We start from the raw sequence: 23570 nt of genomic DNA on the forward strand, positions 1-23570 counted from the left end.
GCTTCTTCAGCAATTTTCGCTTGCTCTGCATTGATAACGTCCATAATGACGCCACCTTTTTGCATTTCTGCCATTCCTCGTTTTACACATTCTGTACCTGTTTTCATTTTCACATTTCCCCTTGCTATATTTTTATTACTGAACATCAGTGTTAATAAATTAATACCAAAATTAATATGAGTACCTCTATACAAACTACTGTACTTCCTTGTAAAAATATTATAAATCCCCTTTTGTTTCTATTAACCTTTTTAATTTTATATTCAGTGGATCTTTATTTACCCTCCTACCAATTTCTTTTTCTAACATGATAATAAACTCTTGTTCAATCTTTAAATTAATACTTTCATGATAAGTGGTTATTAGGAATTTATCGTCTAAATTGTGCAATAGCAACTTAATCTCCCCCTTAGAATTTTATATTCTTCTACTATTAAATTTAATGAATACCTCAATTTTTATTAAACACTACTAATTTCATTTCTGTAATTTCCTCAATCGCATTCTTTTCCTTCACACCACCTTATGGCATATTGTCGAATGTGCTTTATCAATAATTACCACCCTTTATTATTATTTCAAAAGAAATAGTTTCATTTAACTATTTCTACACTTTTTACAATGCAAAAAACGTGCCAAATATTCAGTTTTATCTAACTATGTGTTGAATTTAAATAACCGAGATCTAGCGGCCAAAAGTGCCCACTAAAAAGCCTTGTAACGAACCAAGACCTTCCCCACTTGGGCTTTACAGAAACAAATATAATAACAGATAATTACCTAAATCATCTATATCAGACCCTAAGGAAAGAAAAGAACCTGTCTAACACCTCAATTAATGATATATACAAAATCATTAAACAAGTGCTGCAGTATGCTCATTAGAGAAAATGGATTGTTGAAAATGTTACGGAGATGGTAGAAGCACCTTCGAGAGACAAAAAAATTGAATTATGGGGATATGATGAGTATCAAAAGTTCTTAAAAACAACTAGAGTACATTGAAAATACATAGAATACTATAATGCGAAACGGATAAAGGCAAAATTAAAAATGAGTCCGGTTCAATACCGAACTCATTTTGAGCAAGCTGCCTAACGAAATAACCGTATCTAACTTTAAGGAGTCACTTCAAATCAAATTTTTTTTGTTTTCTATTAGATGGAGCATAACGGGATCGAACCGATGACCTCTTCGCTGCCAGCGAAGCGCTCTCCCAGCTGAGCTAATGCCCCAAGTTAAGTGGTCTTTGCTCTATTATAGCAATATGTTTGAACAAAGCAACAAATTTACACACAAATAAATGATTAAATTTTTTCTAAGTTGGCAATTAGAGTAAGAGCATTAATCTTAAGGGGGGGGTTCATTTATTGTTTACGTTATCTGATATACCAATTCTACTCGTTTCCCTTTTCATCATCCTCCCACTTATTACGATTATCCACCAAGCTGGACATGTGTTTTTTGTGTGGATCTTCGGAGGAAAATTAAAGTTCGTGATTGGTGCAGGGAAACGATTATTCGGCTTTGGCCCTATAGAAGTTAGACGCATCTACTTTTGGCATTCTTTCTTTCAGTTTGAAGAATTAAAACACGATACAACTCTTAGTCATTTTCTTGTGTTTATTGGCGGTTCGCTTTTCAACTTTATAAGCATCCTTATTGTAAACGGGTTAATTCTAATGGATATATTTGCTCCCCATATTTTCTATTATAACTTCGTTTACTTTTCAATTTACTATATATTCTTTGCATTATTTCCCGCTCGTTATTCGAAAGATCATCCAAGTGACATGATGGCGATAATCGATTTGTTAAAATACGGAAAAAGATGCGATCCTTTAGACTAATTTTAACAAATTTTGATTTATTTTGAAATTTCAAGTTTAGATAATTTTCAACTTAGGTAAACAGGGAGTGTAACATCACTAAAATTTTTTAGGAGGATGATTTACATGGCTAGTAATAATAATCAAAATAACAGTAAGACAATGAGTTACGAGGAAGCCGGACGTAAGGGCGGAGAAAAAGTGAAGCAAGAGTATGGTAAAGAACACTTTGCTGAAATAGGCCAAAAAGGCGGAGAAAACTCAAATAATCAAAACAATACTACTACTAATAGCAATAGCTCTAACAATAATAACAACAGCAACAACAACTCTAACAGCTCTAACAACAGTAACAGCTCAAATAGCAACTCCAACAACAATAACAACAGCAACAGCTCGAATAACAACAACTCTAACAACAATAACAACAGCAATAGTTCGAATAGCAACAACTCTAACAGCTCTAACAACAGTAACAGCTCGAATAACAACTCTAACAGGAATAACCACAGCAACAGCTCGAATAGCAACTCCAACAACAATAACAACAGCAACAGCTCGAATAACAACAACTCTAACAGCTCTAACAACAGTAACAGCTCAAATAGCAACAATTCTAACAGCTCTAACAACAACAGCCAATCGATGAGTTATGAAGAAGCAGGGCGCAAAGGCGGAGAAAAAGTGAAGCAAGAGTATGGGAAAGACCATTTTGCAGAGATCGGCAAAAAAGGCGGACAACGTTCTAGCTAATTAAATACCGGACTATCTCCAACACAAAAAGGGAGCTTTCTAACGAAAGACTCCTTTTTTGTATGCAAATTATTAAAAAAATAAGTCGAGGATCCACCAACCTAATGCTCCTATCACCCCTACTACTAAAGAACTCACTATATTCTCTAAAGTGAGTTTTTTTTGCTTGGTTACATCAAAAACAAGCCATCCACAAAAAATAGCGAACCCAAAAATGATTGCCGTTATCATAATTCCTCTCCTCTTCACACATTCCCTTTCATCTTAGCAGAGATGCGATTGTTTGAACAAGAGACTGGTTATACTGGGTACTATCATTAATTAATCAATGGCGAGGTGTGGATATGTTAGAGTTCGTTGTTTTACGTGCACTTGTCGGGCGTATCCCCCTTGTTGCACGCTTAGTTTTTATCGTTTTTCTGTTGGCTGCAACGATTGGACTTATCATCCACTTAATCGAACCAGCCGTTTTTCCTACGTGGTTTGATGCTGTGTGGTGGGCATTAGTGACGGTTTCTACGGTCGGTTATGGTGACTTTGTACCGATGACGACGATTGGAAGGATCATAGGCATTCTATTAATTTTTTCTGGTGTTGGTTTTATGACGCTATTTGTTACCTCGCTTGCAACTAAAACAATTTCAAATGTAAATGCATTTCGTGAAGGGGCGTTGACTTATATGGGAGAAGACCATGTCATTATGATTGGATGGAATGAACGGAGCAGGCATGCTATAGAAAATTTACAAAAGGTGAAGCCAAAGGCCAGTGTAGTTTTAATTGATGAGACATTAAAAGAAATTCCTCAAGGGTTTAAACATATTCATTTTGTAAGAGGAAATAGTAGTGAAGATGCTACTTTAAAACAAGCAAATGTCGGTCTTGCAAGCAGTGTCTTAATTACAGCTCAGAATCAAGGAAGTGAAATCTCCTCAGATGCACAGTCTATTTTATCCACACTCGCTGTCAAATCACAACATCCAGAAGTTTATACGATTGTGGAAATATTAACAACTGAACAAATTGGAAATGCTAAGCGCGCTGGCGCAGATGAAATTATTGAGTCGACTACTTTAACTGGATCGGTCCTGATCAATAGCCTGCTCTACCACCATATGAGTGATGTTCTCGATGATTTACTGACATTTGATGAGAAAAACCAACTAACCTTTCAAGCATTGACAAAGGATCAAATCGGGTTGCCATTCGCAAGATTATTACAAGGTCTTTATGAAAGTGGACAATTGCTAATAGGAGTAAAACGCAATGAAGACGTTTTACTCCACCCACCACAGGATATGCTGATGCAAGAGAATGACTTATTAATCGTTATTAATAGACCGCATTTAATACAGTAAAGTAAGTTCAAGCTCCTGAATTAAGCTTCTCGCAACAGTCATGTACTTTTGATCTACTTTAGCGTCTTTATCCACAGGCTCTGTAAATTGGTTAAAGACACTATTGTAGGTCATAGGAACTAACCCATTCAAAGGGTCTGTATTATCATCTAGTCCTTTTTGATATTTATGATTTAACAAGAAAGGTTGTCCTAATGCGACACTCACTCCACGCTGGTCTAACTCACCATCAATCGGTTTAAAAGGGATACGGAGAAAGGTATAGCCAACATCTTCATCAATTTTATAATCAAAATAACCATGCTCGTAACCCCAATTCCCACCAATACTATAGCCCAGCGGCTTCAATTTCTCTTCTAACGCTTGAAGTTTGAACTCTTTCCCTTCGATAGCAGATTGTAACGCAATCATGCCAAACACTCCTTCGCACACAATTTTATACCAATAGTGTGACCCAAAAAGAAAACAATATGACAAGAAAAGCGGAAGCGACTGTACTGGCATGCGGTAAAACGAGGGGGAGCAATATGAAGTCGCACTTTGACTTCATTTGATTCACCGCTTTTACCCGCAGGACAAGGATCTGAAGCTAGACATGAAAAGCGGAGGGGCTCGTTTAGGTATGAGAACGGTGGAGGTTTGACAATTAGAAGCGCTTTTTGCTTCGTTTGGCAAAGTGAAGCGATCGATGACCTGAGCCCTGAAGCCAGACAAAGAAAAGCGGAAGCGACTGCACTGGCATGCGGTTAAACGAGGGGCAAGTGAGCCTCTCATATCCCTTTTGTGCGAAATTATTGAATTATGAGCGAGCGTGGTGGTATTTAGTGCGAACTCCAATGCGATATGTGCGATAGTTGGCGAGTTATGTGCTAAAATTTGGTTTTATGTGCTATCGACTATTTATTTCTCTTTATATGTGCGAAACAACTTCTTAACACTCCTTCACCACCTCAATATCTTCAAAATTTCCAGCCAAAAAAAAGGACCATACGACTAAAACGTCGCATGGCCTTTCCGTAAGTTCATATTTATTTTAAACGCTTTTCAAGTTCAGCTTTCTCAACTTCGAATCCTGGTTTGCCAAGTAGTGCAAACATGTTTTTCTTATAAGCTTCAACACCAGGTTGATCGAATGGGTTTACTCCAAGTAAATACCCACTAATACCACAAGCTTTCTCGAAGAAATAAATTAAATATCCAAAGTGATACTCATTTAATTCTGGGATGTTCACAATTAAGTTTGGAACTCCACCATCTGTATGAGCAAGCATTGTACCTTCAAAAGCTTTCTTATTTACAAAGTCCATCGTTTCACCAGCAAGGTAATTAAGGCCATCAAGATCGCTATCTGCTTCTTCAATCTTAATTTCTTCACGTACCTTACCAACATTTAATACCGTTTCAAATAAGTCACGACGACCATCCTGAACGTATTGTCCCATTGAGTGAAGATCGGTAGAGAAATCAACTGCTGCTGGGAAAATGCCTTTACCATCTTTCCCTTCACTTTCTCCGTATAATTGTTTCCACCACTCTGATACGTAGTGAAGAGATGGTTCGTAGTTTACCATTAGTTCAATTGTTTTCCCTTTATTATAAAAGGCATTACGAACAGCTGCGTACTGATACGCTTGATTTTCAGCTAAGTTTGGATTAGCTAAATCTTCACTAGCATCCGCTGCACCTTTCATCAATGCTTCGATATCAAGTCCACTTACAGCAATCGGAAGAAGTCCTACAGCTGTGAGAACCGAGAAGCGTCCACCTACATCATCAGGGATAATAAACGACTCATAGCCTTCCTCTGTTGCAAGTGTCTTAAGAGCACCTTTTTCACGATCAGTGGTTGCATAAATACGACGACGCGCTTCTTCTTTTCCGTATTTCTTCTCTAAGAACTCACGGAAAATACGAAATGCGATAGCTGGCTCAGTTGTTGTACCTGATTTTGAAATCACATTGACTGAGACATCTTTTCCATCAAGTAGTGAAAATAAATCTTTAACGTAGTTTGAAGAGATATTATTTCCTACAAAGAATACTTGTGGCGCTTTGCGTTCTTCTTTTGAAAGAACATTGTAAAAAGAGTGATTAAGGGCTTCGATTGCCGCGCGTGCTCCGAGATAAGAACCGCCAATTCCCACAACTAATAACACGTCAGAATCGTTCTTGATTTTATCTGCTGCTGCTTGAATACGTGCAAACTCTTCCCGATCATAAGCAGTCGGAAGGTCAATCCATCCTAAAAAATCACTTCCTGCACCCGTCTTATTATGTAGAGCCTCATGTGCTGCAGTCACTGCATCTTGCATGTAATCAATTTCATGTTGTCCAAAAAAAGACAAAGCTTTTGAATAATCAAACTGAATTTTTTCCATGAAGGTAATGCCTCCTTAGTCGTTAACATTCATACCACTATTCACTTTAACCGAATGCACATATAAGAATCAAGTTCAAGAATGAATGTAAGCGGAACCACTTTAAGATTATAGAGAAAACGAAGAAAAAGACGAAAGCTCGCCTTTTTCTTCGTTTACATCATTTATAGTGCAGCAGTTAAAATGTTTTCGACATCTTCTTTATTTAGCTTTTTGAAGTTTCCAAATTCCCCGTTCTCAGCTGCAATTCCAGCCATACGCTCAATTTGTGAGCGATCAATCTTATAGTCAGCTAAGCGATGCGGTGCACCAATTTTTGTCCAGAAGGCAGATAGCTTCTCAATACCTTCAAGTGCAATATCGCGGTCAGACTTCCCTGTAGGATCGACACCAAGTACTCTTGTTGCAAGTTTAACATGACGCTCAATTTTCTCATCAAGGCTATAACGAAGCCAGTGAGGGAAGATAATCGCTAAACCACCTGCATGCGGAATATCATACACCGCTGAAACCGCATGCTCAATGTTATGTGATGCCCAATCACCACGAAGCCCCATTTGCGTAATGCCATTTAGAGCCATCGTCCCACAATATAAGATCGTTTCACGGTGCTCGACATTTTGTAGGTCTTCAAGTAATTTCGGAGCTGTTTCCATCACAGTAAGCAAGATGGATTCCATAATGCGATCTTGCAATAGAGTATTTTCTGCATGGTGGAAATAAGCTTCAATGACATGACTCATCATATCAACCATTCCATAGATCGTTTGATCTTCTGGAACAGACAAAGTGTTTTTTGGATCTAAGATAGAGAATGTCGGGAATGAAAATGGGCTACCCCAGCCAACTTTTTGACTTGTTTCCCAGTTTGTAATAACAGAGCCAGCATTCATCTCTGAACCAGTTGCTGCTAGCGTTAAAATTGTTCCAAATGGCAAAGCTGATTGAGGAGTATCTTTTTTCGTGATGACATCCCAAATATCTCCCTCATATTTCGCCCCAACTGCGATCGCTTTTGTTGCGTCAATGACACTTCCTCCACCTACTGCTAAAATAAACTCAATATCATGTTGTTGGCAAAGTTCAATTCCTTTTTTAACTGTTGTTAAACGAGGGTTCGGTTCAACACCTGCCAGTTCAACCACTTCAGCATTAATTTCTTTCAATTGACCGATTACATGATCATAAAGACCATTTCTTTTTATACTTCCACCACCGTAAACAACTAATACTCGCTTACCATAACGCGCCACTTCTTTTGCTAACACTTCATTTTGACCTTCACCAAAGATCAACTTCGTCGGGTTCTTAAAAACAAATGGATTCATATGTATCCTCCTTAGTTAATTAGGGATTTACTATTATTATCAACAAACGGTTCCTTTATTGTAAAGCAAAGAGGCTCATCAGCTAAAATAACCAAAATATAACATCCTCTCCTAACAATAGCCAATGTTATATATGCATAATTGTTAGGGAACAACCTCATTCTAAAAAGGAAGCACACCCTCACATCGATGGTTGTGCAAATCCCTTTAAAATGGAGGTGAATGGTGTGAGTGGTATTCAACGTACAGCGCTTGTCTTAGCGATTATTGGCGCAATTAACTGGGGGCTTATCGGATTCTTCCGTTTTGACCTTGTCGCAGCTATTTTTGGCGGACAAGCAGCAGGCCTATCTCGTTTAATCTATGCCCTAGTTGGTCTTGCTGGTCTTTATTGTATTTCAATTCTGTTTAAGCCTGATGAAGAGCTTGAACGCGTACCAGAAACAGAACGTTAATACATGGCTTTCTTTTGCATCTCAAGTGATTATTCATTTGAGATGCTTATTTAATAGTTGAAACTATACTTAGTTCTATTCTTTAGCACAGCCTTCTTTCCCTCCTGCAATTCCAGAAAAAAGACAAATAAAAAAGCATCCGATTACCGGATGCTTTTTTTGTGAAGTTATTTTTTCGCACGCTTGTTAAGATCCGCTTGAATTTCGTTAGATTGCTTTAACCATTCTTTAAGCTTATCTTCTAGTGTGTTGAAGCCTTGTTGTGGTTTGTTTTGTTGTTGAGGCTTACGTCCGCCACCTTGACCGCCACCAGTGTTACGAGGCTTAGCTGGGCGAGCTGGACGCTCAGGAGCTTCTTGAGTAGCACGGATTGAAAGTGAAATTTTACCAGACGCTTCTTCAACGTTCATGATTTTCACTTTAACTTCATCGCCTACAGTAAGAACATCATTAATATCTTTAACGAAACCGTGAGCTACCTCCGAAATGTGTACTAAGCCTTGCTTTTTCTCGTCAAGTGCAACGAAAGCACCGAAAGGCTTGATTCCTGTTACTTTACCTTCTACAATACTGCCTACTTCATAATTTGACATCTACATACATCTCCTAACTATTTATTAACCTTTTAATATTAACATAGGATGTTACTTTACGCAAAAGATCATTTAAAAATATTTTAACTTTTCTTTAGCTTTTCAGTCTATTTTAACAGGTTTGTGTGCATCCGTAAAATAGACTGTATGATCGAGCTTCATTCACAAACATTTTAACAGCCTAAAAGCCCCCTCAAAATTGCAGGCGGCTTTTTTTGTGATTTAACGTTTATTGGACTTTGGCTTTACATCAGTTAGGGAGCCTCCAACAACAAACCGTTCTTCAAGTTCAATCCCTAACTCTCTTTTATACTTTTCTACCTTGTATTCATCTTTTCGTTCAATAAACGTTACGACAGTACCTTCTTTCCCAATTCTTCCCGTTCGACCTGCTCTGTGCAGATAACTATCAGGACTTGCAGGTGGGTCCACTTGAATGATATGGGTGACATCGTCAACATCTAGTCCACGTGCAGCTAAATCCGTTGCTACTAAGATGTGGATATCCCCTTTGCGGAACTGATTTAAAGCCTTTTCTCGCTCTTGTTTCGTACTATCAGAAGAAAGGGAAGCGGCTTTAATTTTACGATAGACAAGCTTCTCAGTTGTCTCAGCTAATTTTTCAAGCTGATTTACAAACACAATTCCTCTTTCAACCTTTTCAGCATGAATCACTTTGCGCGCCATATCTACACGTTCTCTCGCTTCCACTCGTACGAACAAATGCTTCACATGATCAACCAACAAACCACCCTCTGCTTCCATTTCTACTGTAAACGGAGCGAATGCAGCAATTTGATCTGCAAAATCTTTAGGTAATGTTGCGGATACGAATAAAAACTGACGATCTCGTCCAACTCTTTTTGCAATCTCAGTAAACGCATCCCAAGAAGGTTTCTCACCCATCATTCGATCCGCTTCATCAACTGCAACTACTTTTAAATCATGTAATTTTAACTTTTTCATCTCCACTAGCTCAAGGACACGTCCTGGTGTACCTACTGCAAGCTGTGGTTTTTTCTTCTTCAAACGTTCTAATTGGCGTTTTACATTTGCCCCACCAATAAATGAACCAATTTCAATTGGTGCATTCTCAGTAAGCCCTCTAGCTACTTCAACAATCTGCATAGCAAGCTCTTGAGTGGGAGCAAGGATTAAGGCTTGCAATCCTTTTTCATCTTCATTGATTTTTGCTAATGTAGGCAAAAGAAAAGCAAGTGTCTTCCCTGTTCCTGTTTGTGAGCGAGCGATAATTGATTGCCCTGCTATTGCTTCTGGAATCATTTTTGCTTGGATATCGGTTGGTTCCGTTACACCGATTTTTGATAATGCCTCTTGATAAATGGACGGCAACCCGTCGATTTGAAACGTTCCTGTCATTAGTTAGCCTACTCTCATTAAAAATTATTTTTTTGTTCGTATTAACTGCTTAATATCTAAATCTGTCATCTTATTTAAATGATTAAGAAATGCTTGTTGGAAAGAACCAATGCCTTCTTCGTTCGTCTCAGCAAATGCACGTTCACTTGCTATTCCATAATAAGCAACTGCATCGACACAAGCTGCTTTGATATCCTTTTTTGATACCGAAACAAATGCTGCAACAACCGCGCCTAATAAGCAGCCTGTCCCAACGACTTTCGTTAACCACGGATGTCCGTTGTAAATGGTATGCACATGATGACCGTCTGTTATGACATCCATTTCACCGGTTACAATCGTTACACACGAAAATTTCTTCGCAGCATGTTTCGCAAGTTCTATCGTATCACCTTCTATGGCTCCGTCAACACCCTTCACAGTCGCTTTCACACCGACGAGAGAGGCGATCTCCCCTGCATTCCCCCTTAAAACAGTGACATCTACTCTATTTAAAAGATCTAAACACACTTCAGTGCGAAAGGAAGTAGCTCCAGCTCCAACAGGATCTAGTACCACGGGAACATTGTTTTTATTCGCTGCCTTCCCCGCTAAGATCATCGCTTCTACTTCGTCAGTTGACAAGGTTCCAATGTTTAACAGAAGGCCTCCTGCTATGCCCGCAAGATCAGCTACCTCCTCTTTTGCATAGGCCATTACTGGTGACGCACCTAACGCAAGTAGACCATTTGCAGTAAAATTAGTCACCACAACATTTGTCATACAATGAATGAGTGGATTCTCTTTTTTTATTTTTTTAAGTAACATTAGTCGACGTCCTTTCGTGCTTTTTCATGTCATTTTTGAAATGTATCTCTTGAGGAAATCTTACCTTTTTTCATTTCTGAAAACAAATTTAATTATTTTTTAGAATTGATGTTTAAAATTGTATCCATTGGTGATAATGAGTATTACAATCGTATTCCCCCATAATTGAGGCAAGGGCGCCATGCTCTTGCCTCCTTTTTTGTTTTCGCTATTAAAAAATGCACACTTCTAAAAACGAAGTGTGCATCCTTACTTAAAATTGCTTCAAAAATCGTCCTATTCTTTCTACCGATTGTTCAAGGTTATCCATTGAGGTTGCATAGGAGCAACGAATATGTCCTTCGCCCCCTGAACCAAAAACATAACCTGGGACGACCGCTACCCGTTCTTCCATCAATAGTTTTTCAGCGAATTGTTCAGACGATAGACCAGTCTTTTCAATAGATGGGAACGCATAAAACGCACCACCTGGCGTATGACAAGTAAGACCTATTTCAGCAAATGATTTGATAAAGTAGTTTCGACGTTGCTTATAAGACTGTTTCATTCGATACACTTCATCCATGCCTGTTTTCAATGCTTCTAGTGCACCGTATTGAGCCATTGTCGGCGCGCACATTAAGCTATACTGATGGATTTTCAGCATGGCACTTAAGAGATCTGGCGGAGCACATACAAACCCAAGACGCCAGCCCGTCATCGCAAATGCTTTTGAAAACCCTGAAATAATAACGGTTCGCTCCTTCATTCCTTCAAGACTTGAAAAACAAACATGCTTTTCATCATAAGTTAACTCTGCGTAGATTTCATCGGAAAAGACAAGAAGGTCGTGACGTTCTGCTAATTCCGCAATCGCTTTAAGCTCTTCTCTATTCATAGTTGATCCTGTTGGGTTGTTCGGAAAACAGAGCATCATCGCTTTCGTCCGGCTTGTAATGGCAGCTTCTAGTTGTGCTGCGGTTACTTTAAAGTCTGTATCAATGTTCGTCCCTACTGCGACCGGAACGCCTCCTGCCATTGAAACGAGCGGAGCATATGAAACAAAGCTCGGTTCCACAACGATGACCTCATCACCTTCATCAAGGATCGCGCGCATACCGACATCAATCGCTTCACTTGCCCCTACCGTAACCAAAACTTCTGTTTCAGGGTCATAGTCTGCAGCGAATCGCGAGCTCATGTAATCAGCAATCGCTTCTCGTAACTCGATAATTCCAGCGTTTGCAGAATATGCTGTGAATCCACGTTCCATTGAGGAAATACTAGCTTCACGTACATTCCACGGTGTGACGAAATCAGGTTCTCCGACACCAAGCGAAATAATATTATCCATACTGGATGCCAAATCAAAAAAACGTCGAATTCCAGAAGGTTGAATCGCTTGAACTTTTTTAGATAAACGTTTGTTTAATTGTTTTGTGGTCATGGTGTCACCACAATTCGGCGATCTGCTTCTCCTTCTCCAAAGACGACCCCATCATGCTTATATTTTTTTAATTGAAAATGAGTAGTTGTTGACAAAACTGATTCCACTGTCGATAATTTTTCTGAGACAAAACGTGCAATCTCTGACATCGTCTGTCCTTCTATAACAACTGATAAGTCATAAGCCCCAGACATCAAATACAATGCCTTCACTTCAGGAAAACGATAAATTCTCTCAGCAACTTGATCAAATCCAACCCCACGTTGAGGTGTAACCTTTACATCGATCATTGCTGTAACACCTTCATTTAGATCAACCTTACTCCAATCAATTACCGCAGAATAACTTAAAATAATGTGATCATCCTCTAGCTTCTTTAATAACCTCTTTACATCCTCTTCAGATGCGTCTACCATTTTAGCTAAGGTCGGAATGGAAACGCGTCCATTTTCTTCTATAATTCGTAAAAGTTCAATTGCCTTGCTCTCCATCTCTCTCTATCTCCTTTCGCGAAAATCGCGCATGGATTGTTGTAATTTTGTTTATCATAACATATTAGCTAAATGACGATACGCGTTTCACGTAAAATTCTGAATAAATCCACTTTTAAGGGGTGCTATAGGATGGAACTTTCAAATTCCTCAAATAAGAATACAGCATTATTAATTATAGATATGATTAGCGATTTTGAGTTTGAAGATTCAGAGCTTCTCATTAAACATGCCTTGCCTGCTGCTAAAAAAATTGCGGCTTTAAAAGAACGAGCATATAAAGCAAATATTCCTGTCATCTATGTAAATGACAATTACGGTAAATGGCAGTCTGACTTCCCTCGACTAGTTGCTCATTGCCTTGAAAATGATGTAAAGGGTCGTCCCATCGTCGAATTGCTACGTCCCGATGAAGATAATGATTATTTTATATTGAAACCAAAGTTCTCCGGCTTCTTTGCGACACCTCTAAATCTGCTGTTGGAACACCTTAATGTAGATACGTTAATATTAACAGGAGCAGCAGGGGACATGTGCGTTCAATTCACAGCAAATGACGCGTATATGCATGATTACCGTATCTTTGTACCAAGTGATTGCTCCGCTTCTAATACACCAGAAGCTAATACTAATGCTCTTCATATGATGAGAGATGTTGCCAAAGCTACAATTACACCTTCTGTGGATTTAGATTTACCACTTTAACAAAAAAACGCCAGCCTCTTAGATGCAAGGCTGGCTTCCTTTATTGGTGAGAGGATTGTTTCTCATTTACATAATCTAAAACTGTACGCGCCTCGTAAAATTCTGCCTGCAAATGAGGCAGTACCTCAGTCTCCACTGAAAAGCCTTTACTCGGATCAATCCCGCTTTGCACTAAGATCTTTTCATACGACATTAAAGCATCGACATAATCCCGATATTCAGCTTCACTTAATACATCTTTACTGGACGGCAGATTGTTTAACTGATCAAAATACGGCTGAATGATCATCAAAGTATGTTCAAGCTTCTCAACTGCTTCATTTGGAATTTGATTATAATCTATGTTTCCATGGGGATCGCCATACTCTAATTTGGCCGCAGTAATTACCTTCAGATGACTTTTGAACTCTTCGAAATCTTCTTTTCCCAAGTCTCCTTTTGCCTGCTCTAGCTTTGCGTTCAAAATTAAATATTGTTCCATTGTCGCATAAGAGATTTTTTGCTTCACATCATCAAATGATCCGTACAATTCATCAGCAAACATCGTTTGAAAAGCAAAGGCACTCGTCGGTAACAAGAGAAGCGCTGCGAGGATTGCTCCTGCCAGCCTTGCCTCAAAAGACTTTCCACTTTTCACAATTGTAATTTGACTCATTACACGCCTCTTTAAATCTTGGGAAGGTTGAAGAGTTTCACTTTCCATTTTCAAGGATTCCTTAATCCGCTTTTCAAATTTCATAGAACATTCCTCACTTTCTCAAGATTAATAGGGTTGTGCTTACTTTTCTGACGAAGCTTCTTAAGTGCTTCATGGATACGAGATTTCACCGTTCCAACAGGAATCTTTAAAATTTCTGCAACCTCTGATTGTTTGTAGTCATTTAAATAATGAAGAATGACAACTTGCTTTAACTTAAATGGAAGCTGGTCAATCAAGGTAATTAATGTTTCATTTGATAACTGTTCAATCAAACCTGGTGTGAAGTCCTCACTATATTCACGGGAAACCGTCTCTGCTCGTTTGAGTATCCGAAAGCTCATCCATTTTTTCCTACGGTAAGAATGAATTTGTTTGATCGCCACCCCTATTAACCACGGCTTAAATGGCTTTGTTGGGTCATATTTTTTTAGAGATTTGTACATTTGGATGTATATTTCTTGAATGACATCCTCAACATCCGTTTTATCTTCCATTAAAAAGTGAACATTTTTATATACATCTTTAATGGTGGCATCATACATATCTTGATAAGCATGGTCATCACCATTAAGTGCACGTTTTACTAAGGGTAAGTAATCCACTTCTTCATCCATTTTTTCGCCTCCCTTGCTGTTCTACTTTATATTGGTACGTTTTTGTATTTCCGTTCGACTTTTTTACATTAATTTTAATTTATAGTAAAAAAAGAGAACCCGCATTAAAATAATGGCAGGTTCTCTTCACTTTATTTAGTTTCCCACTTCTCATTAAAAATCAAGCTCTCTAACTCGCGTCGCTTCTCCCACCCTGATGATTGAAGAATGGGTTTGTCTGGATAGTTATCTGTATAACCGATCGATAAGAGCGCAAGCGGCTCAATATGCGGTGGAATATTTAAAATATCACGAATATCGTTTTTCTTATAGAAACTGACCCAACCAAGAGCAAGCCCTTCAGCAGTAGCAGCTAGCCACATGTTTTGGATGGCACATGCCGTTGAGAGGATATCTGTTTCTGGGATTGAATTACGTCCTAATACATGAGAGCCACCACGGGTTGGATCACATGTCACACAAATTGTTACAGGTGCTTGCTTCAATCCTTCAATTTTCAACGATAAAAACTTCTGATGCCGTTCGTCTTTATTTTCATAGTGGATTGCTAGGGCGCGACGTTCTTTATCCGCTGCCCACGCTAGCTTTTCTTTTACTTCATCACTTTTCACCACGATGAAGTTCCAAGGCTGCATAAAGCCAACGGATGGTCCTTGATGACCCGCTTCAATTATGTTTTGAATTTTTTCCTCTTCTACTGGATTCGTTAAAAATGTGCGAACATCACGACGTGTCGCAATGACTTTATAGATTGCCTCTATTTCTTGTTGATTGAACATTTTATGGAACTCCCCCTTACTAACATCTTATGTTTCTTCAAATAGCTAATAATACTTTTACTTAACCTAATGATTTCGTATCCAATTCATATCATACTCCATTCTATGAGTATTTTTAAGAATGAGCTAGTCTTTTATTAAAATATCACTATTAGTTTTTAACTACTATTAAACAAGGAAACTACCGAGGATTGTATCCAACGTCACTATAAATTGTTGTAGCTTCTCCTCCTATTTTCAGAAAAATCAATTTTATGTATTGTGCATGAAGTGTATCATGCTATATAATTTTTTAAAAAAGCATTTCCTTCAGTATCATTTAGAAAGGAGGTTCTCATGCAAGAGCAGTCATTTATAGATTTGGTAAAAGACTATTTCCCTTTTCTATCACCAGGTCAAAAAAAAGTAGCAGAATGTATTCTACACGAAATGGATCATTCCGTCTTACTGACCGCTTTTCAACTTGGACAAAGGGTAGGTGTAAGTGAAACAACAGTGATTCGATTAGCTTATACATTAGGATTCAATGGTTACTCGCATATGCAAGAAGCGATTCGCAAAAATTGGTTAGTTAAAAAGACCACTGCTTCTAACCAAACTCATGAAGATCCGAATGAGTCTAGCTTCCAAAATCAGATTAATCAAGAAATTAAAATCTTACAGCTACTATCTCAAAACCTTGACCACAATAACATTTCACAAGCTCTAAACTTACTAGTTAAATCAGAGCGAATATTTATTGGTGCTTTCGGAAGTTCGTTCGCAGCAGGATATTGGCTTGAGTATCATTTAAAACAACTACGCCCAAATGTTATTCTCTCTCACCCTTATGGCTTCACCCCTCAAGACATTCTTGAGATAAACAAAGAGTCGGTCGCTCTCTTATTCTCCTACCCTAGGTACAGAAAAGAAACGATTCGACTAGCAAACTGTTTTAAAAAACAACAGACAAAAATTATTGCCATTACCAGTGATATCCTCTCTCCGGTGGCCCAACTCGCTGATATTACTTTAGTTACAGAAAATAATATAGGGGCAGGTCACCACTCTATCGCCTCGGTTATTAGCTTTCTTGAGATTCTCATCACTGGTTTTGAAGAAAAGGTACCGGAGGCCTCAGGTAGAAGACAGCAAAAATTAGAATCAATTTATCATGATCAGGACTTATTTATCGAATAGATCATTAGGAGATATTAATTATTAGGAGGAGTTATATGGGGCTTATAAATCTGAAAGAGGAAGTGCATCCAACATCTTTTAGTAAGAAGGATTATGCGAAGTTTGTGATCCCATCGTTGATTGGTATGTTACTCTTTATCACACCTATTGCAACTGAGGATGGAATTACCATTGCTGTTGCCTACTTTGCAAGCCAAATTAACGCGCTAATTGGTGACTTTATTCCCGCTATCACTGTTGGGATTATGATTCTATCTGTTATCGGATCAATATTCTCAATTGTTCTCAAGCCAGTTTTCATTCACAGCAACCCATTTATGAACAACTTATTTAACATTAGTATATTTTGGTTGATAGCAAGAATCTTAGGTACACTATTTGCAGCAATGACTGTATTTAAAATAGGACCTGAATGGATTTTCTCGGATGATACAGGTGGATTGCTCATTTATGATTTGATTCCAATTTTATTTTCAACATTTCTTCTTGCAGGGTTATTATTACCTCTGTTATTGAATTTCGGGTTACTTGAATTTTTTGGAGCCTTATTACGTAAAATCATGCGACCTCTTTTCACCTTACCTGGCCGGTCATCTCTTGATTGCTTAGCGTCCTGGGTAGGTGATGGTACGATTGGGGTTTTATTAACAGCAAAGCAATATGAACAAGGTTACTATACAAAACGCGAAGCCGCTGTTGTTGCAACAACTTTCTCTGTTGTATCTATTACGTTTTCCATTGTCATCGTATCTTACTTAGAGCTTGAGGCTTACTTCATTCCGTTTTATTTAACGATTGTCTTTGTGGGAATTATTGCGGCAATTATTATGCCGAGAATTCCTCCACTATCTAGAAAGCTAGACATCGGATATGAACAAACTGAGTTGAAACAAGAAGAACCAATTCCCTCTAATGTATCTTTGGTTCGTTTCGGTTTAGATCGAGCTGTCACTAAAGCACACCACAATAAAAAGACATCTTCCATCTTTACTGATGGTTTAAAAAATGTATTAGATATGTGGTTTGGCGTATTACCAATCGTAATGGCCATTGGTACAGTAGCATTAGTCATTGCTGAGTTTACGCCTGTATTTACTATTTTAGGTAAGCCCTTTGAACCAATTCTTATGTTAATGCAAGTGCCTGAAGCACAAGAAGCAGCACAGACAATGGTTGTTGGATTTGCTGATATGTTTTTACCAGCTGTAATTGGAAGTGGAATTGAAAGTGAGTTAACTCGATTTGTTATTGCTTGTGTATCCGTTACTCAACTTGTTTATATGTCTGAGATGGGGGGCCTCTTACTCGGTTCGAAACTTCCGGTTAAATTTAGAGACCTATTGCTTATCTTTATTATTCGTACGTTGATCACTTTACCAATTGTAGTTGCGATTGCTCATATTATTTTCTAAAAAATCAGCAAGGAGAGTTCAATGGAGATTAATAAAATCATCTTAAGACATGTTAAAATGGATCTTCTTACCCCATTCACAACAAGTATAGGAACTGAATACGATAAAGACTTTATTCTCGTTGAAGTTCAGTCTAAAAGCGGACAATCTGGTTGGGGGGAATCTGTCTCAATAAAAGAACCGATCTATAACGAGGAAACAGTGGAAACAAATTGGCATATGATGCGAGACCACTTAATCCCATTATTGAGAAAGACGGAGATTATGCATCCAAATGATGTTTCGCAACATTTTTTACCTATCCGTAGAAATTACAACGCTAAAGCTGCCATAGAAGGAGCAATTTGGGACCTGTATGCAAAAGAAAACAACATCTCTCTTTCTAAAGCATTAGGTGGGGTTAAAGAGAAAATAGAAGTGGGTGTCAGTGTTGGTATTAAACAATCACAATACGAGATGCTTAGACAGATTGAAAGTTATTTAGGGGAAGGTTATAAGCGCATTAAAGTTAAAATCAAACCGGGATGGGATATTGAAATTATTAAAGCAATTCGAAAAGAATTTCCTGAAATCGCTTTAATGGCTGACGCCAATTGCGCATATAACTTAGACGACATCTCTCATCTTCAAGCATTGGATGAATACAGTCTCACGATGATTGAACAGCCACTTGATTGTGATGATATTGTTGATCACGCCATCTTACAATCTCATCTAAAGACCCCTATCTGCCTAGATGAAAGTATCCATACAGTTGAAGATGCAAGAAAAGCAATTGAACTTGGCAGTTGCAAAGTGATTAACTTAAAAATTGGTCGCGTTGGAGGGCTTAGTGAATCATTGAAAATACATGATTTATGTAAGTCTCACTCAATTCCTATGTGGTGTGGCGGGATGCTTGAGGCAGGAATTGGAAGAGCACACAATATTGCAATTACCTCTCTTTCCAATTTTTCAATCCCAGGAGATACAGCTCCTTCTTCCCATTACTGGAGTGAAGATCTCATTGCACCTGAAATAACCATGGAGGACGGCTATATTCACGTACCCAATTCGGCAGGAATTGGCTTTGAACCAAACCTTGATAAAATTAATAACATCATGGTCACCACCCAGCCATTTACCATTTAATGCAAAGAAAGCCTCCCACATTATTAGTGGGAGGTAGTTTTGTATACCAATGCCTCATATGGGCTTAGGGTCACCATCGCATCATTTGGCAATTCTGTTGGATAATTACTTATTAACACCTCATATGGGGTGCAATCATTTAATTCAAAAGTTGTCTTTTCTCCGTAAAAGTTACATAAAACAAGAAGCTTCTCGCCATTTAGTTCTCGCTCATAAGCAAATACAGCTGGGTGGTCTTCTGCTAGCAAGGTATAGGATCCATATACCATCACCTCATGCTGCCTTCTTAGCTCGATTAATTTCTTATAGTAATGAAAAATAGAATTCTCATCTGCTAAAGCATTCTCTACGTTAATCTTTTTATAATTAGGATTAACCTTTATCCACGGGGTACCGGTTGTAAATCCTGCTTCTGCACTTGAATTCCATTGCATCGGGGTCCTCGCATTATCACGGCTTTTCGCATAGATGGAAGGCATGATGTCATTAGGAGTCTTTCCATGTTCCCCTACCATCTCCTGATAGTAATTAAGCGTTTCGATATCACGGTAATCGTCAATTGAGTCAAAATGACAATTTGTCATCCCAATTTCTTCACCCTGATAAATGTAAGGTGTCCCTTTCATCATATGCAAAAGTGTCGCAAGCATCGTTGCTGATTGACGGTGGTATTTACCATCATCACCAAAACGAGATACAATTCGAGGCTGGTCATGGTTACACCAATATAAGCTATTCCACCCGTCATTCTCTAACTCTTTTTGCCACTTTGAAAGATTCTCTTTTAAGTCCCGAAGCTCGAGCGTCTTAAGCTCCCACTTACTCTTACCTTTATATTTATCAAGGCCCATATGTTCAAATTGAAAGACCATATCTAGCTCTTGTCTATGTTCTGCTGTATATTTTTTTGCTTCGCTTGGTGTCACTTTCGGGCATTCTCCAACGGTCATGATATCGTATTTTGATAACACTTCCTCATTCATTTCACGTAAGTAATCATGCACACCTGGTAAATTAAATTGATACGGTTCAGCCTTTGCATAGCCAGCTTGGAATTCCTCATAAGTTGGTAAAATCTCTTTTTTAGAGATCATATTGATGACGTCCATCCGGAAACCATCTACACCCTTATCTAACCAAAAACGCATCATTTCATAAACATCTTTACGAACCTTCTCGTTTTCCCAGTTGAGATCTGGTTGTTTTTTTGAAAACATATGTAAGAAATACTCGTCTGTCTCCTCATCATATTGCCAAGCAGAACCACCAAAAGAAGCGATCCAGTCAGTTGGAGGTTTACCGTCTTGACCCGGTCTCCAAATATAATAGTCACGATATGCGTTTTCTTTTGACTTTCTTGATTCAATGAACCAATCATGTTCATCTGAAGAATGGTTAACCACCAAGTCCATTACGAGTTTCAACCCTCGTGTATGCATTTCTTCTAACAACTGATCCCAATCAGCCATTGTTCCAAAGTCAGACATAATCGCTTCGTAATCACTTATATCGTAGCCATTATCATCATTTGGTGATTGATAGACCGGTGAGAGCCAAACTACATCAATTCCTAGTTCTGTCAGGTAATCTAATTTAGAAATAATCCCTTGAATATCACCAATACCATCCCCATTACTATCATTAAAACTTCGAGGGTAAATTTGATAGACGACACTCTCTTTCCACCATTGCTTACTCATTACTTCTCTCATCCTTTCTCTTTATTCTTTACTGTTTCGCGTAGCTTCACCTCAAAAGGAATCATTATTTTCTCAAATGATATCTCTTCTTGACCAATTTGTCTGAGCAACATATCCGCTCCCTGCCTACCTAGGTCTGTATAAGAATAATGAACACCTGAGAGTTTTAACCTAGAAGCTTGGGTGAGCACCGTATCATCTAATCCGAGGACCGATACATCATTTGGAATGTTAAAACCATGGTCTTGTAGACAATTTAATGCTCCAATTGCCATACCATCATTAACAGCAATGACCGAATCAAACCTCTTTCCTTTTTGAATAATTTTTTCCATCTCATTGTACCCGCTCTCGATCAAGTAATTTCCTTGTCCGATTAACTCACGATCCAATTGAAGCCCTACTTCCCCTAACGCTTCTTCTACACCTGATTTCCTTTCAGCTGAGTTAACAGAGTTCTCTGGGCCACCTAAATAGGCGACAGCTTGATGACCTTGTTCGAGCAACGTTTTAGTAGCTTCTTTTGCAAATCGCTTATTATCAAACGCCACAAATGGGATCTCCTGCTCTTGTGTATCTTGCAGCAACACTACAACTGGTATAGGTAGCTTTTTAATCCATTCAGCGTGTTCTGGCTTAAACTGACGCGTAGCAAATATGATCCCATCTACTCGTTTTAGTCTGAATAACTCAAAGTGTTTTTTTTCGTTCGCAAAGCTTCCTTCAGAACAAGCAATTAAAAGGTTATATCCATTTTCATCTAATACTTGATTGACCCCGTTAATCGCTCTAGGCAAACCTTCCCCTGTCAGACTGTGAACAATCATTCCGATTAAATGTGTTTTTTTCTCCGCTAATTCTCTGGCTAAAACATTTGGTCTGTAGCCTGTTTCTTCAATAATCGCTTGAATTTTTTTACGAGTGCTTTCTTTGACACGACCTGAGTTATTAAACACTCTTGAAACGGTCGCAATCGAAACACCTGCTTTCTTTGCCACTTCACTAATATTAATATCTTTTTGCAAGTTGAACACCCCACAATGGGCCCATCATCTCATTGATAAATCCCATTTCTTAGCCTGAAACGAAGCTTGTCCGCCTTGTGCAAAAAACTGAATACCCGTACTATGATCTGAAGGAAAGATGCGCGATGTAAATACTTCCTCGCCATCATTTATAAACACTTCACAAGAGGATACATCGACAAACAAATGAAAAGTAATGGTCTCCCCATCGTATCCGACTGCCCTCGTGGTACCATACGTAGTACCCACCTCTTTACCAGATTCACTTCGATCAAGTGTTATTTTTTTGTTTAGATGATTATAGTGTACAATTGTTTTTTCGTTTTCACTAGTTCGGAATTCGATACCAACAACTTCACTCGTTCCTACTTCAAACTCTACTTCTAACTCATAAGTAGTACCATAGATGTGAGGGTAACTCTTTCTTTCATTCAATAGTTGGTCTGCCACCTCTTCTTGGTTACTACGTAGGTTGGCTAATTCTCTAACTGGTCTTTGGATCAATTTTTCATCCTTTAATACAAGTTCTCTTGGCAAAGTTAAGCAATGGGCCCATCCATTTTCATCTGTAGGGTAATTCATTTCAGGAAGCCCCATCCACCCGATCATGATTCTTCTACCATCTTCAGAAAGAGTGGTTTGTGGGGCATAAAAGTCAAATCCTCGATCTAATTCTTGAAATGGACCATGGTCAAAATTCATTGTGGATCTATTTAATGGCCACCCAACGAGATACCCTGATTGATAGATATTATTATAGAGATCTCCCTCTGCTTCAATCCCTTGAGGAGAAAAAATAAGTATACCTTTGTGATCTAATTCAATGTAATCAGGACATTCCCACATATAACCGAAGGCATCTAGTTTCGTGATTACCTCACCTAGAAACTCCCACTCTTTTATATCTCTTGATTGATAAAGTAAGACACATCCAGTCTTATCTTCTCGCTGTGCACCAATAATCATGTAAAATAGAGATCCAGTCTTCCACACTTTCGGGTCTCTTACATGCTCAGTATACCCCTTAGGAGGAGAAGAGATGATTGGACCTGCAGCTTTCACTAGCTCATTTTCTTTCGTCATTTTCGCCATACATTGGTAGGGATGTCGATGCCATTCCTCATCACGAGTGTTGCCCGTATAAAAAAGGTACAAATCTCCCTGATCAACAATTCCACTTCCTGAAAAAGCTCCATGACTTTCATAAAATTCATTTGGTTCTATGGCTAACCCCTTATTCTGCCAATTGACCATATCTGTAGACGTTACATGATACCAATGTTTTAAGCCATGGACCGGCCCATGTGGAAACCACTGATAGAATAAATGATATTCGCCGTTAAAATAAGCAAAACCATTTGGATCATTTAACAAACCCGTTGGTGGTTGAATATGAAAAGACTGCCTCCAAGGACATGCATTTACTTTTTTCTTCAAGAGCATTCTTTCCTTTTCACTCACATCCCGGTATTTACGATATCGTTCTTCCCTTGACCATGTCATAACTTAACCCTCACTCTTTAAGAT

The 23570-nt window shown here is 38.5% G+C and carries 24 protein-coding genes, 1 tRNA gene and 2 pseudogenes; 9 read left to right on the forward strand and 18 right to left on the reverse strand.

The window, feature by feature from the left end; all coding sequences use genetic code 11:
* Together RYX56_RS06710 and sda are read right to left on the reverse strand one after the other, a co-directional pair.
* Positions 1 to 107, reverse strand: a pseudogene (locus tag RYX56_RS06710) (pyridoxal 5'-phosphate synthase lyase subunit PdxS); the annotation flags it as partial.
* Between the two features lie 112 nt (positions 108 to 219).
* The gene (sda, locus tag RYX56_RS06715; RefSeq protein ID WP_317121324.1) at positions 220 to 396 is read right to left on the reverse strand and encodes a sporulation histidine kinase inhibitor Sda; all 177 of its coding nucleotides are present in this window, start codon (positions 394 to 396) and stop codon (positions 220 to 222) included.
* Positions 397 to 1005: 609 nt separating this feature from the next.
* Between sda and RYX56_RS06720 the strand changes: the two are divergent.
* A pseudogene (locus RYX56_RS06720) lies at positions 1006 to 1098 on the forward strand (IS3 family transposase); the annotation flags it as partial.
* Positions 1099 to 1162: 64 nt separating this feature from the next.
* Here the strand turns inward: RYX56_RS06720 and RYX56_RS06725 are convergent.
* Positions 1163 to 1235 (reverse strand) — tRNA-Ala (locus RYX56_RS06725).
* Between the two features lie 135 nt (positions 1236 to 1370).
* Between RYX56_RS06725 and RYX56_RS06730 the strand changes: the two genes are divergently transcribed.
* Entirely contained in the window at positions 1371 to 1850 is a 480-nt protein-coding gene (locus tag RYX56_RS06730; RefSeq protein WP_317121325.1) for a hypothetical protein, read from the forward strand.
* Positions 1851 to 1955: 105 nt separating this feature from the next.
* Positions 1956 to 2582, forward strand: a complete 627-nt coding sequence (locus RYX56_RS06735; RefSeq protein WP_317121326.1) for a hypothetical protein — start codon at positions 1956 to 1958, stop codon at positions 2580 to 2582.
* 72 nt (positions 2583 to 2654) lie between these two features.
* Here RYX56_RS06735 and RYX56_RS06740 read toward each other — a convergent pair whose 3' ends face one another.
* The gene (locus tag RYX56_RS06740; RefSeq protein WP_317121327.1) at positions 2655 to 2813 is read right to left on the reverse strand and encodes a hypothetical protein; all 159 of its coding nucleotides are present in this window, start codon (positions 2811 to 2813) and stop codon (positions 2655 to 2657) included.
* 113 nt (positions 2814 to 2926) lie between these two features.
* Between RYX56_RS06740 and RYX56_RS06745 the strand changes: the two genes are divergently transcribed.
* On the forward strand, positions 2927 to 3940 hold the full coding sequence (locus RYX56_RS06745; protein ID WP_317121328.1) for an ion channel: 1014 nt from the start codon (positions 2927 to 2929) through the stop codon (positions 3938 to 3940).
* Here the strand turns inward: RYX56_RS06745 and RYX56_RS06750 are convergent.
* The 3 genes from RYX56_RS06750 to RYX56_RS06760 all read right to left on the reverse strand — a co-directional run bounded on the left by RYX56_RS06750 (position 3929) and on the right by RYX56_RS06760 (position 7646).
* Entirely contained in the window at positions 3929 to 4351 is a 423-nt protein-coding gene (locus tag RYX56_RS06750) for a YugN-like family protein (protein WP_317121329.1), read from the reverse strand. The genes RYX56_RS06745 and RYX56_RS06750 overlap by 12 nt on opposite strands.
* 617 nt (positions 4352 to 4968) lie before the next feature.
* Positions 4969 to 6318, reverse strand: coding sequence for a glucose-6-phosphate isomerase (locus RYX56_RS06755; RefSeq protein ID WP_317121330.1), 1350 nt, complete (start codon positions 6316 to 6318; stop codon positions 4969 to 4971).
* 164 nt (positions 6319 to 6482) lie between these two features.
* Positions 6483 to 7646, reverse strand: coding sequence for an iron-containing alcohol dehydrogenase (locus tag RYX56_RS06760; RefSeq protein WP_317121331.1), 1164 nt, complete (start codon positions 7644 to 7646; stop codon positions 6483 to 6485).
* A 227-nt stretch (positions 7647 to 7873) separates the two neighbouring features.
* On the opposite strand from RYX56_RS06760, the gene RYX56_RS06765 reads away from it, so the two are divergent.
* Complete coding sequence (locus tag RYX56_RS06765; protein WP_012960258.1) at positions 7874 to 8101, forward strand: DUF378 domain-containing protein; 228 nt, start codon at positions 7874 to 7876, stop codon at positions 8099 to 8101.
* Positions 8102 to 8268: 167 nt separating this feature from the next.
* On the opposite strand, the gene yugI is transcribed toward RYX56_RS06765, so the two are convergent.
* The 5 genes from yugI to RYX56_RS06790 form a co-directional block, all read right to left on the reverse strand.
* Positions 8269 to 8694 (reverse strand): S1 domain-containing post-transcriptional regulator GSP13, encoded by a 426-nt coding sequence (gene yugI / locus RYX56_RS06770; protein ID WP_317121332.1) that lies wholly within the window; start codon positions 8692 to 8694, stop codon positions 8269 to 8271.
* Between the two features lie 222 nt (positions 8695 to 8916).
* Positions 8917 to 10074 carry a DEAD/DEAH box helicase gene (locus RYX56_RS06775; RefSeq protein ID WP_317121333.1) on the reverse strand — a complete coding sequence of 386 codons (1158 nt, stop codon included), beginning with the start codon at positions 10072 to 10074 and terminating at the stop codon, positions 8917 to 8919.
* Between the two features lie 24 nt (positions 10075 to 10098).
* Complete coding sequence (gene thiM, locus RYX56_RS06780; RefSeq protein ID WP_317121334.1) at positions 10099 to 10881, reverse strand: hydroxyethylthiazole kinase; 783 nt, start codon at positions 10879 to 10881, stop codon at positions 10099 to 10101.
* Positions 10882 to 11134: 253 nt separating this feature from the next.
* The gene (locus RYX56_RS06785; RefSeq protein WP_317121335.1) at positions 11135 to 12307 is read right to left on the reverse strand and encodes an aminotransferase; all 1173 of its coding nucleotides are present in this window, start codon (positions 12305 to 12307) and stop codon (positions 11135 to 11137) included.
* Positions 12304 to 12798 (reverse strand): Lrp/AsnC family transcriptional regulator, encoded by a 495-nt coding sequence (locus RYX56_RS06790; RefSeq protein ID WP_047973487.1) that lies wholly within the window; start codon positions 12796 to 12798, stop codon positions 12304 to 12306. Before RYX56_RS06790 ends, RYX56_RS06785 begins: the two co-directional genes overlap by 4 nt.
* A gap of 132 nt (positions 12799 to 12930) precedes the next feature.
* On the opposite strand from RYX56_RS06790, the gene RYX56_RS06795 reads away from it, so the two are divergent.
* A complete protein-coding gene (locus tag RYX56_RS06795) occupies positions 12931 to 13503 on the forward strand; it encodes a cysteine hydrolase family protein (RefSeq protein WP_317121336.1) in 573 nt (190 codons plus the stop codon).
* A 40-nt stretch (positions 13504 to 13543) separates the two neighbouring features.
* Here the strand turns inward: RYX56_RS06795 and RYX56_RS06800 are convergent, their stop codons facing one another.
* From RYX56_RS06800 to bluB, 3 genes are all read right to left on the reverse strand, one after another.
* Entirely contained in the window at positions 13544 to 14158 is a 615-nt protein-coding gene (locus RYX56_RS06800) for a DUF3600 domain-containing protein (RefSeq protein ID WP_317121337.1), read from the reverse strand.
* An 80-nt stretch (positions 14159 to 14238) separates the two neighbouring features.
* A complete protein-coding gene (locus tag RYX56_RS06805) occupies positions 14239 to 14817 on the reverse strand; it encodes a sigma-70 family RNA polymerase sigma factor (protein ID WP_317121338.1) in 579 nt (192 codons plus the stop codon).
* A 131-nt stretch (positions 14818 to 14948) separates the two neighbouring features.
* Complete coding sequence (gene bluB / locus RYX56_RS06810; protein ID WP_317121339.1) at positions 14949 to 15596, reverse strand: 5,6-dimethylbenzimidazole synthase; 648 nt, start codon at positions 15594 to 15596, stop codon at positions 14949 to 14951.
* Between the two features lie 336 nt (positions 15597 to 15932).
* Between bluB and RYX56_RS06815 the strand changes: the two genes are divergently transcribed.
* The 3 genes from RYX56_RS06815 to menC are packed head-to-tail and all read left to right on the forward strand — an operon-like array spanning position 15933 to position 19318.
* Entirely contained in the window at positions 15933 to 16775 is an 843-nt protein-coding gene (locus tag RYX56_RS06815; protein WP_317121340.1) for a MurR/RpiR family transcriptional regulator, read from the forward strand.
* A 35-nt stretch (positions 16776 to 16810) separates the two neighbouring features.
* Positions 16811 to 18187, forward strand: coding sequence for a YjiH family protein (locus RYX56_RS06820; protein WP_317121341.1), 1377 nt, complete (start codon positions 16811 to 16813; stop codon positions 18185 to 18187).
* Positions 18188 to 18208: 21 nt separating this feature from the next.
* The gene (gene menC, locus RYX56_RS06825) at positions 18209 to 19318 is read left to right on the forward strand and encodes an o-succinylbenzoate synthase (RefSeq protein ID WP_317121342.1); all 1110 of its coding nucleotides are present in this window, start codon (positions 18209 to 18211) and stop codon (positions 19316 to 19318) included.
* Between the two features lie 23 nt (positions 19319 to 19341).
* Here the strand turns inward: menC and RYX56_RS06830 are convergent, their stop codons facing one another.
* The 3 genes from RYX56_RS06830 to RYX56_RS06840 are packed head-to-tail and all read right to left on the reverse strand — an operon-like array spanning position 19342 to position 23546.
* Positions 19342 to 21018: a glycoside hydrolase family 13 protein gene (locus RYX56_RS06830; RefSeq protein WP_317121343.1), complete on the reverse strand. Its 1677-nt coding sequence runs from the start codon at positions 21016 to 21018 to the stop codon at positions 19342 to 19344.
* A gap of 8 nt (positions 21019 to 21026) precedes the next feature.
* Positions 21027 to 22043 carry a LacI family DNA-binding transcriptional regulator gene (locus tag RYX56_RS06835; protein ID WP_317121344.1) on the reverse strand — a complete coding sequence of 339 codons (1017 nt, stop codon included), beginning with the start codon at positions 22041 to 22043 and terminating at the stop codon, positions 21027 to 21029.
* 24 nt (positions 22044 to 22067) lie between these two features.
* Complete coding sequence (locus RYX56_RS06840; protein WP_317121345.1) at positions 22068 to 23546, reverse strand: glycoside hydrolase family 32 protein; 1479 nt, start codon at positions 23544 to 23546, stop codon at positions 22068 to 22070.
* Positions 23547 to 23570: the final 24 nt, after the last annotated feature.

The sequence above is a fragment of the Alkalihalophilus lindianensis genome (genome assembly GCF_032843265.1).
GTDB lineage: Bacteria > Bacillota > Bacilli > Bacillales > Bacillaceae_D > Alkalihalophilus > Alkalihalophilus lindianensis.

Excerpts from the sequence above, each read along its gene's own strand:
- RYX56_RS06735 (WP_317121326.1), top strand. The coding sequence starts at position 1,956 with ATGGCTAGTAATAATAATCAAAATAACAGTAAGACAATGAGTTACGAG.
- RYX56_RS06740 (WP_317121327.1), bottom strand. The coding sequence starts at position 2,813 with ATGATAACGGCAATCATTTTTGGGTTCGCTATTTTTTGTGGATGGCTT.
- RYX56_RS06745 (WP_317121328.1), top strand. The coding sequence starts at position 2,927 with ATGTTAGAGTTCGTTGTTTTACGTGCACTTGTCGGGCGTATCCCCCTT.
- RYX56_RS06750 (WP_317121329.1), bottom strand. The coding sequence starts at position 4,351 with ATGATTGCGTTACAATCTGCTATCGAAGGGAAAGAGTTCAAACTTCAA.
- RYX56_RS06755 (WP_317121330.1), bottom strand. The coding sequence starts at position 6,318 with ATGGAAAAAATTCAGTTTGATTATTCAAAAGCTTTGTCTTTTTTTGGA.
- RYX56_RS06760 (WP_317121331.1), bottom strand. The coding sequence starts at position 7,646 with ATGAATCCATTTGTTTTTAAGAACCCGACGAAGTTGATCTTTGGTGAA.
- yugI (WP_317121332.1), bottom strand. The coding sequence starts at position 8,694 with ATGTCAAATTATGAAGTAGGCAGTATTGTAGAAGGTAAAGTAACAGGA.
- RYX56_RS06775 (WP_317121333.1), bottom strand. The coding sequence starts at position 10,074 with ATGACAGGAACGTTTCAAATCGACGGGTTGCCGTCCATTTATCAAGAG.
- thiM (WP_317121334.1), bottom strand. The coding sequence starts at position 10,881 with ATGTTACTTAAAAAAATAAAAAAAGAGAATCCACTCATTCATTGTATG.
- RYX56_RS06785 (WP_317121335.1), bottom strand. The coding sequence starts at position 12,307 with ATGACCACAAAACAATTAAACAAACGTTTATCTAAAAAAGTTCAAGCG.
- RYX56_RS06790 (WP_047973487.1), bottom strand. The coding sequence starts at position 12,798 with ATGGAGAGCAAGGCAATTGAACTTTTACGAATTATAGAAGAAAATGGA.
- RYX56_RS06795 (WP_317121336.1), top strand. The coding sequence starts at position 12,931 with ATGGAACTTTCAAATTCCTCAAATAAGAATACAGCATTATTAATTATA.
- RYX56_RS06800 (WP_317121337.1), bottom strand. The coding sequence starts at position 14,158 with ATGAGTCAAATTACAATTGTGAAAAGTGGAAAGTCTTTTGAGGCAAGG.
- RYX56_RS06805 (WP_317121338.1), bottom strand. The coding sequence starts at position 14,817 with ATGGATGAAGAAGTGGATTACTTACCCTTAGTAAAACGTGCACTTAAT.
- bluB (WP_317121339.1), bottom strand. The coding sequence starts at position 15,596 with ATGTTCAATCAACAAGAAATAGAGGCAATCTATAAAGTCATTGCGACA.
- RYX56_RS06815 (WP_317121340.1), top strand. The coding sequence starts at position 15,933 with ATGCAAGAGCAGTCATTTATAGATTTGGTAAAAGACTATTTCCCTTTT.
- RYX56_RS06820 (WP_317121341.1), top strand. The coding sequence starts at position 16,811 with ATGGGGCTTATAAATCTGAAAGAGGAAGTGCATCCAACATCTTTTAGT.
- menC (WP_317121342.1), top strand. The coding sequence starts at position 18,209 with ATGGAGATTAATAAAATCATCTTAAGACATGTTAAAATGGATCTTCTT.
- RYX56_RS06830 (WP_317121343.1), bottom strand. The coding sequence starts at position 21,018 with ATGAGTAAGCAATGGTGGAAAGAGAGTGTCGTCTATCAAATTTACCCT.
- RYX56_RS06840 (WP_317121345.1), bottom strand. The coding sequence starts at position 23,546 with ATGACATGGTCAAGGGAAGAACGATATCGTAAATACCGGGATGTGAGT.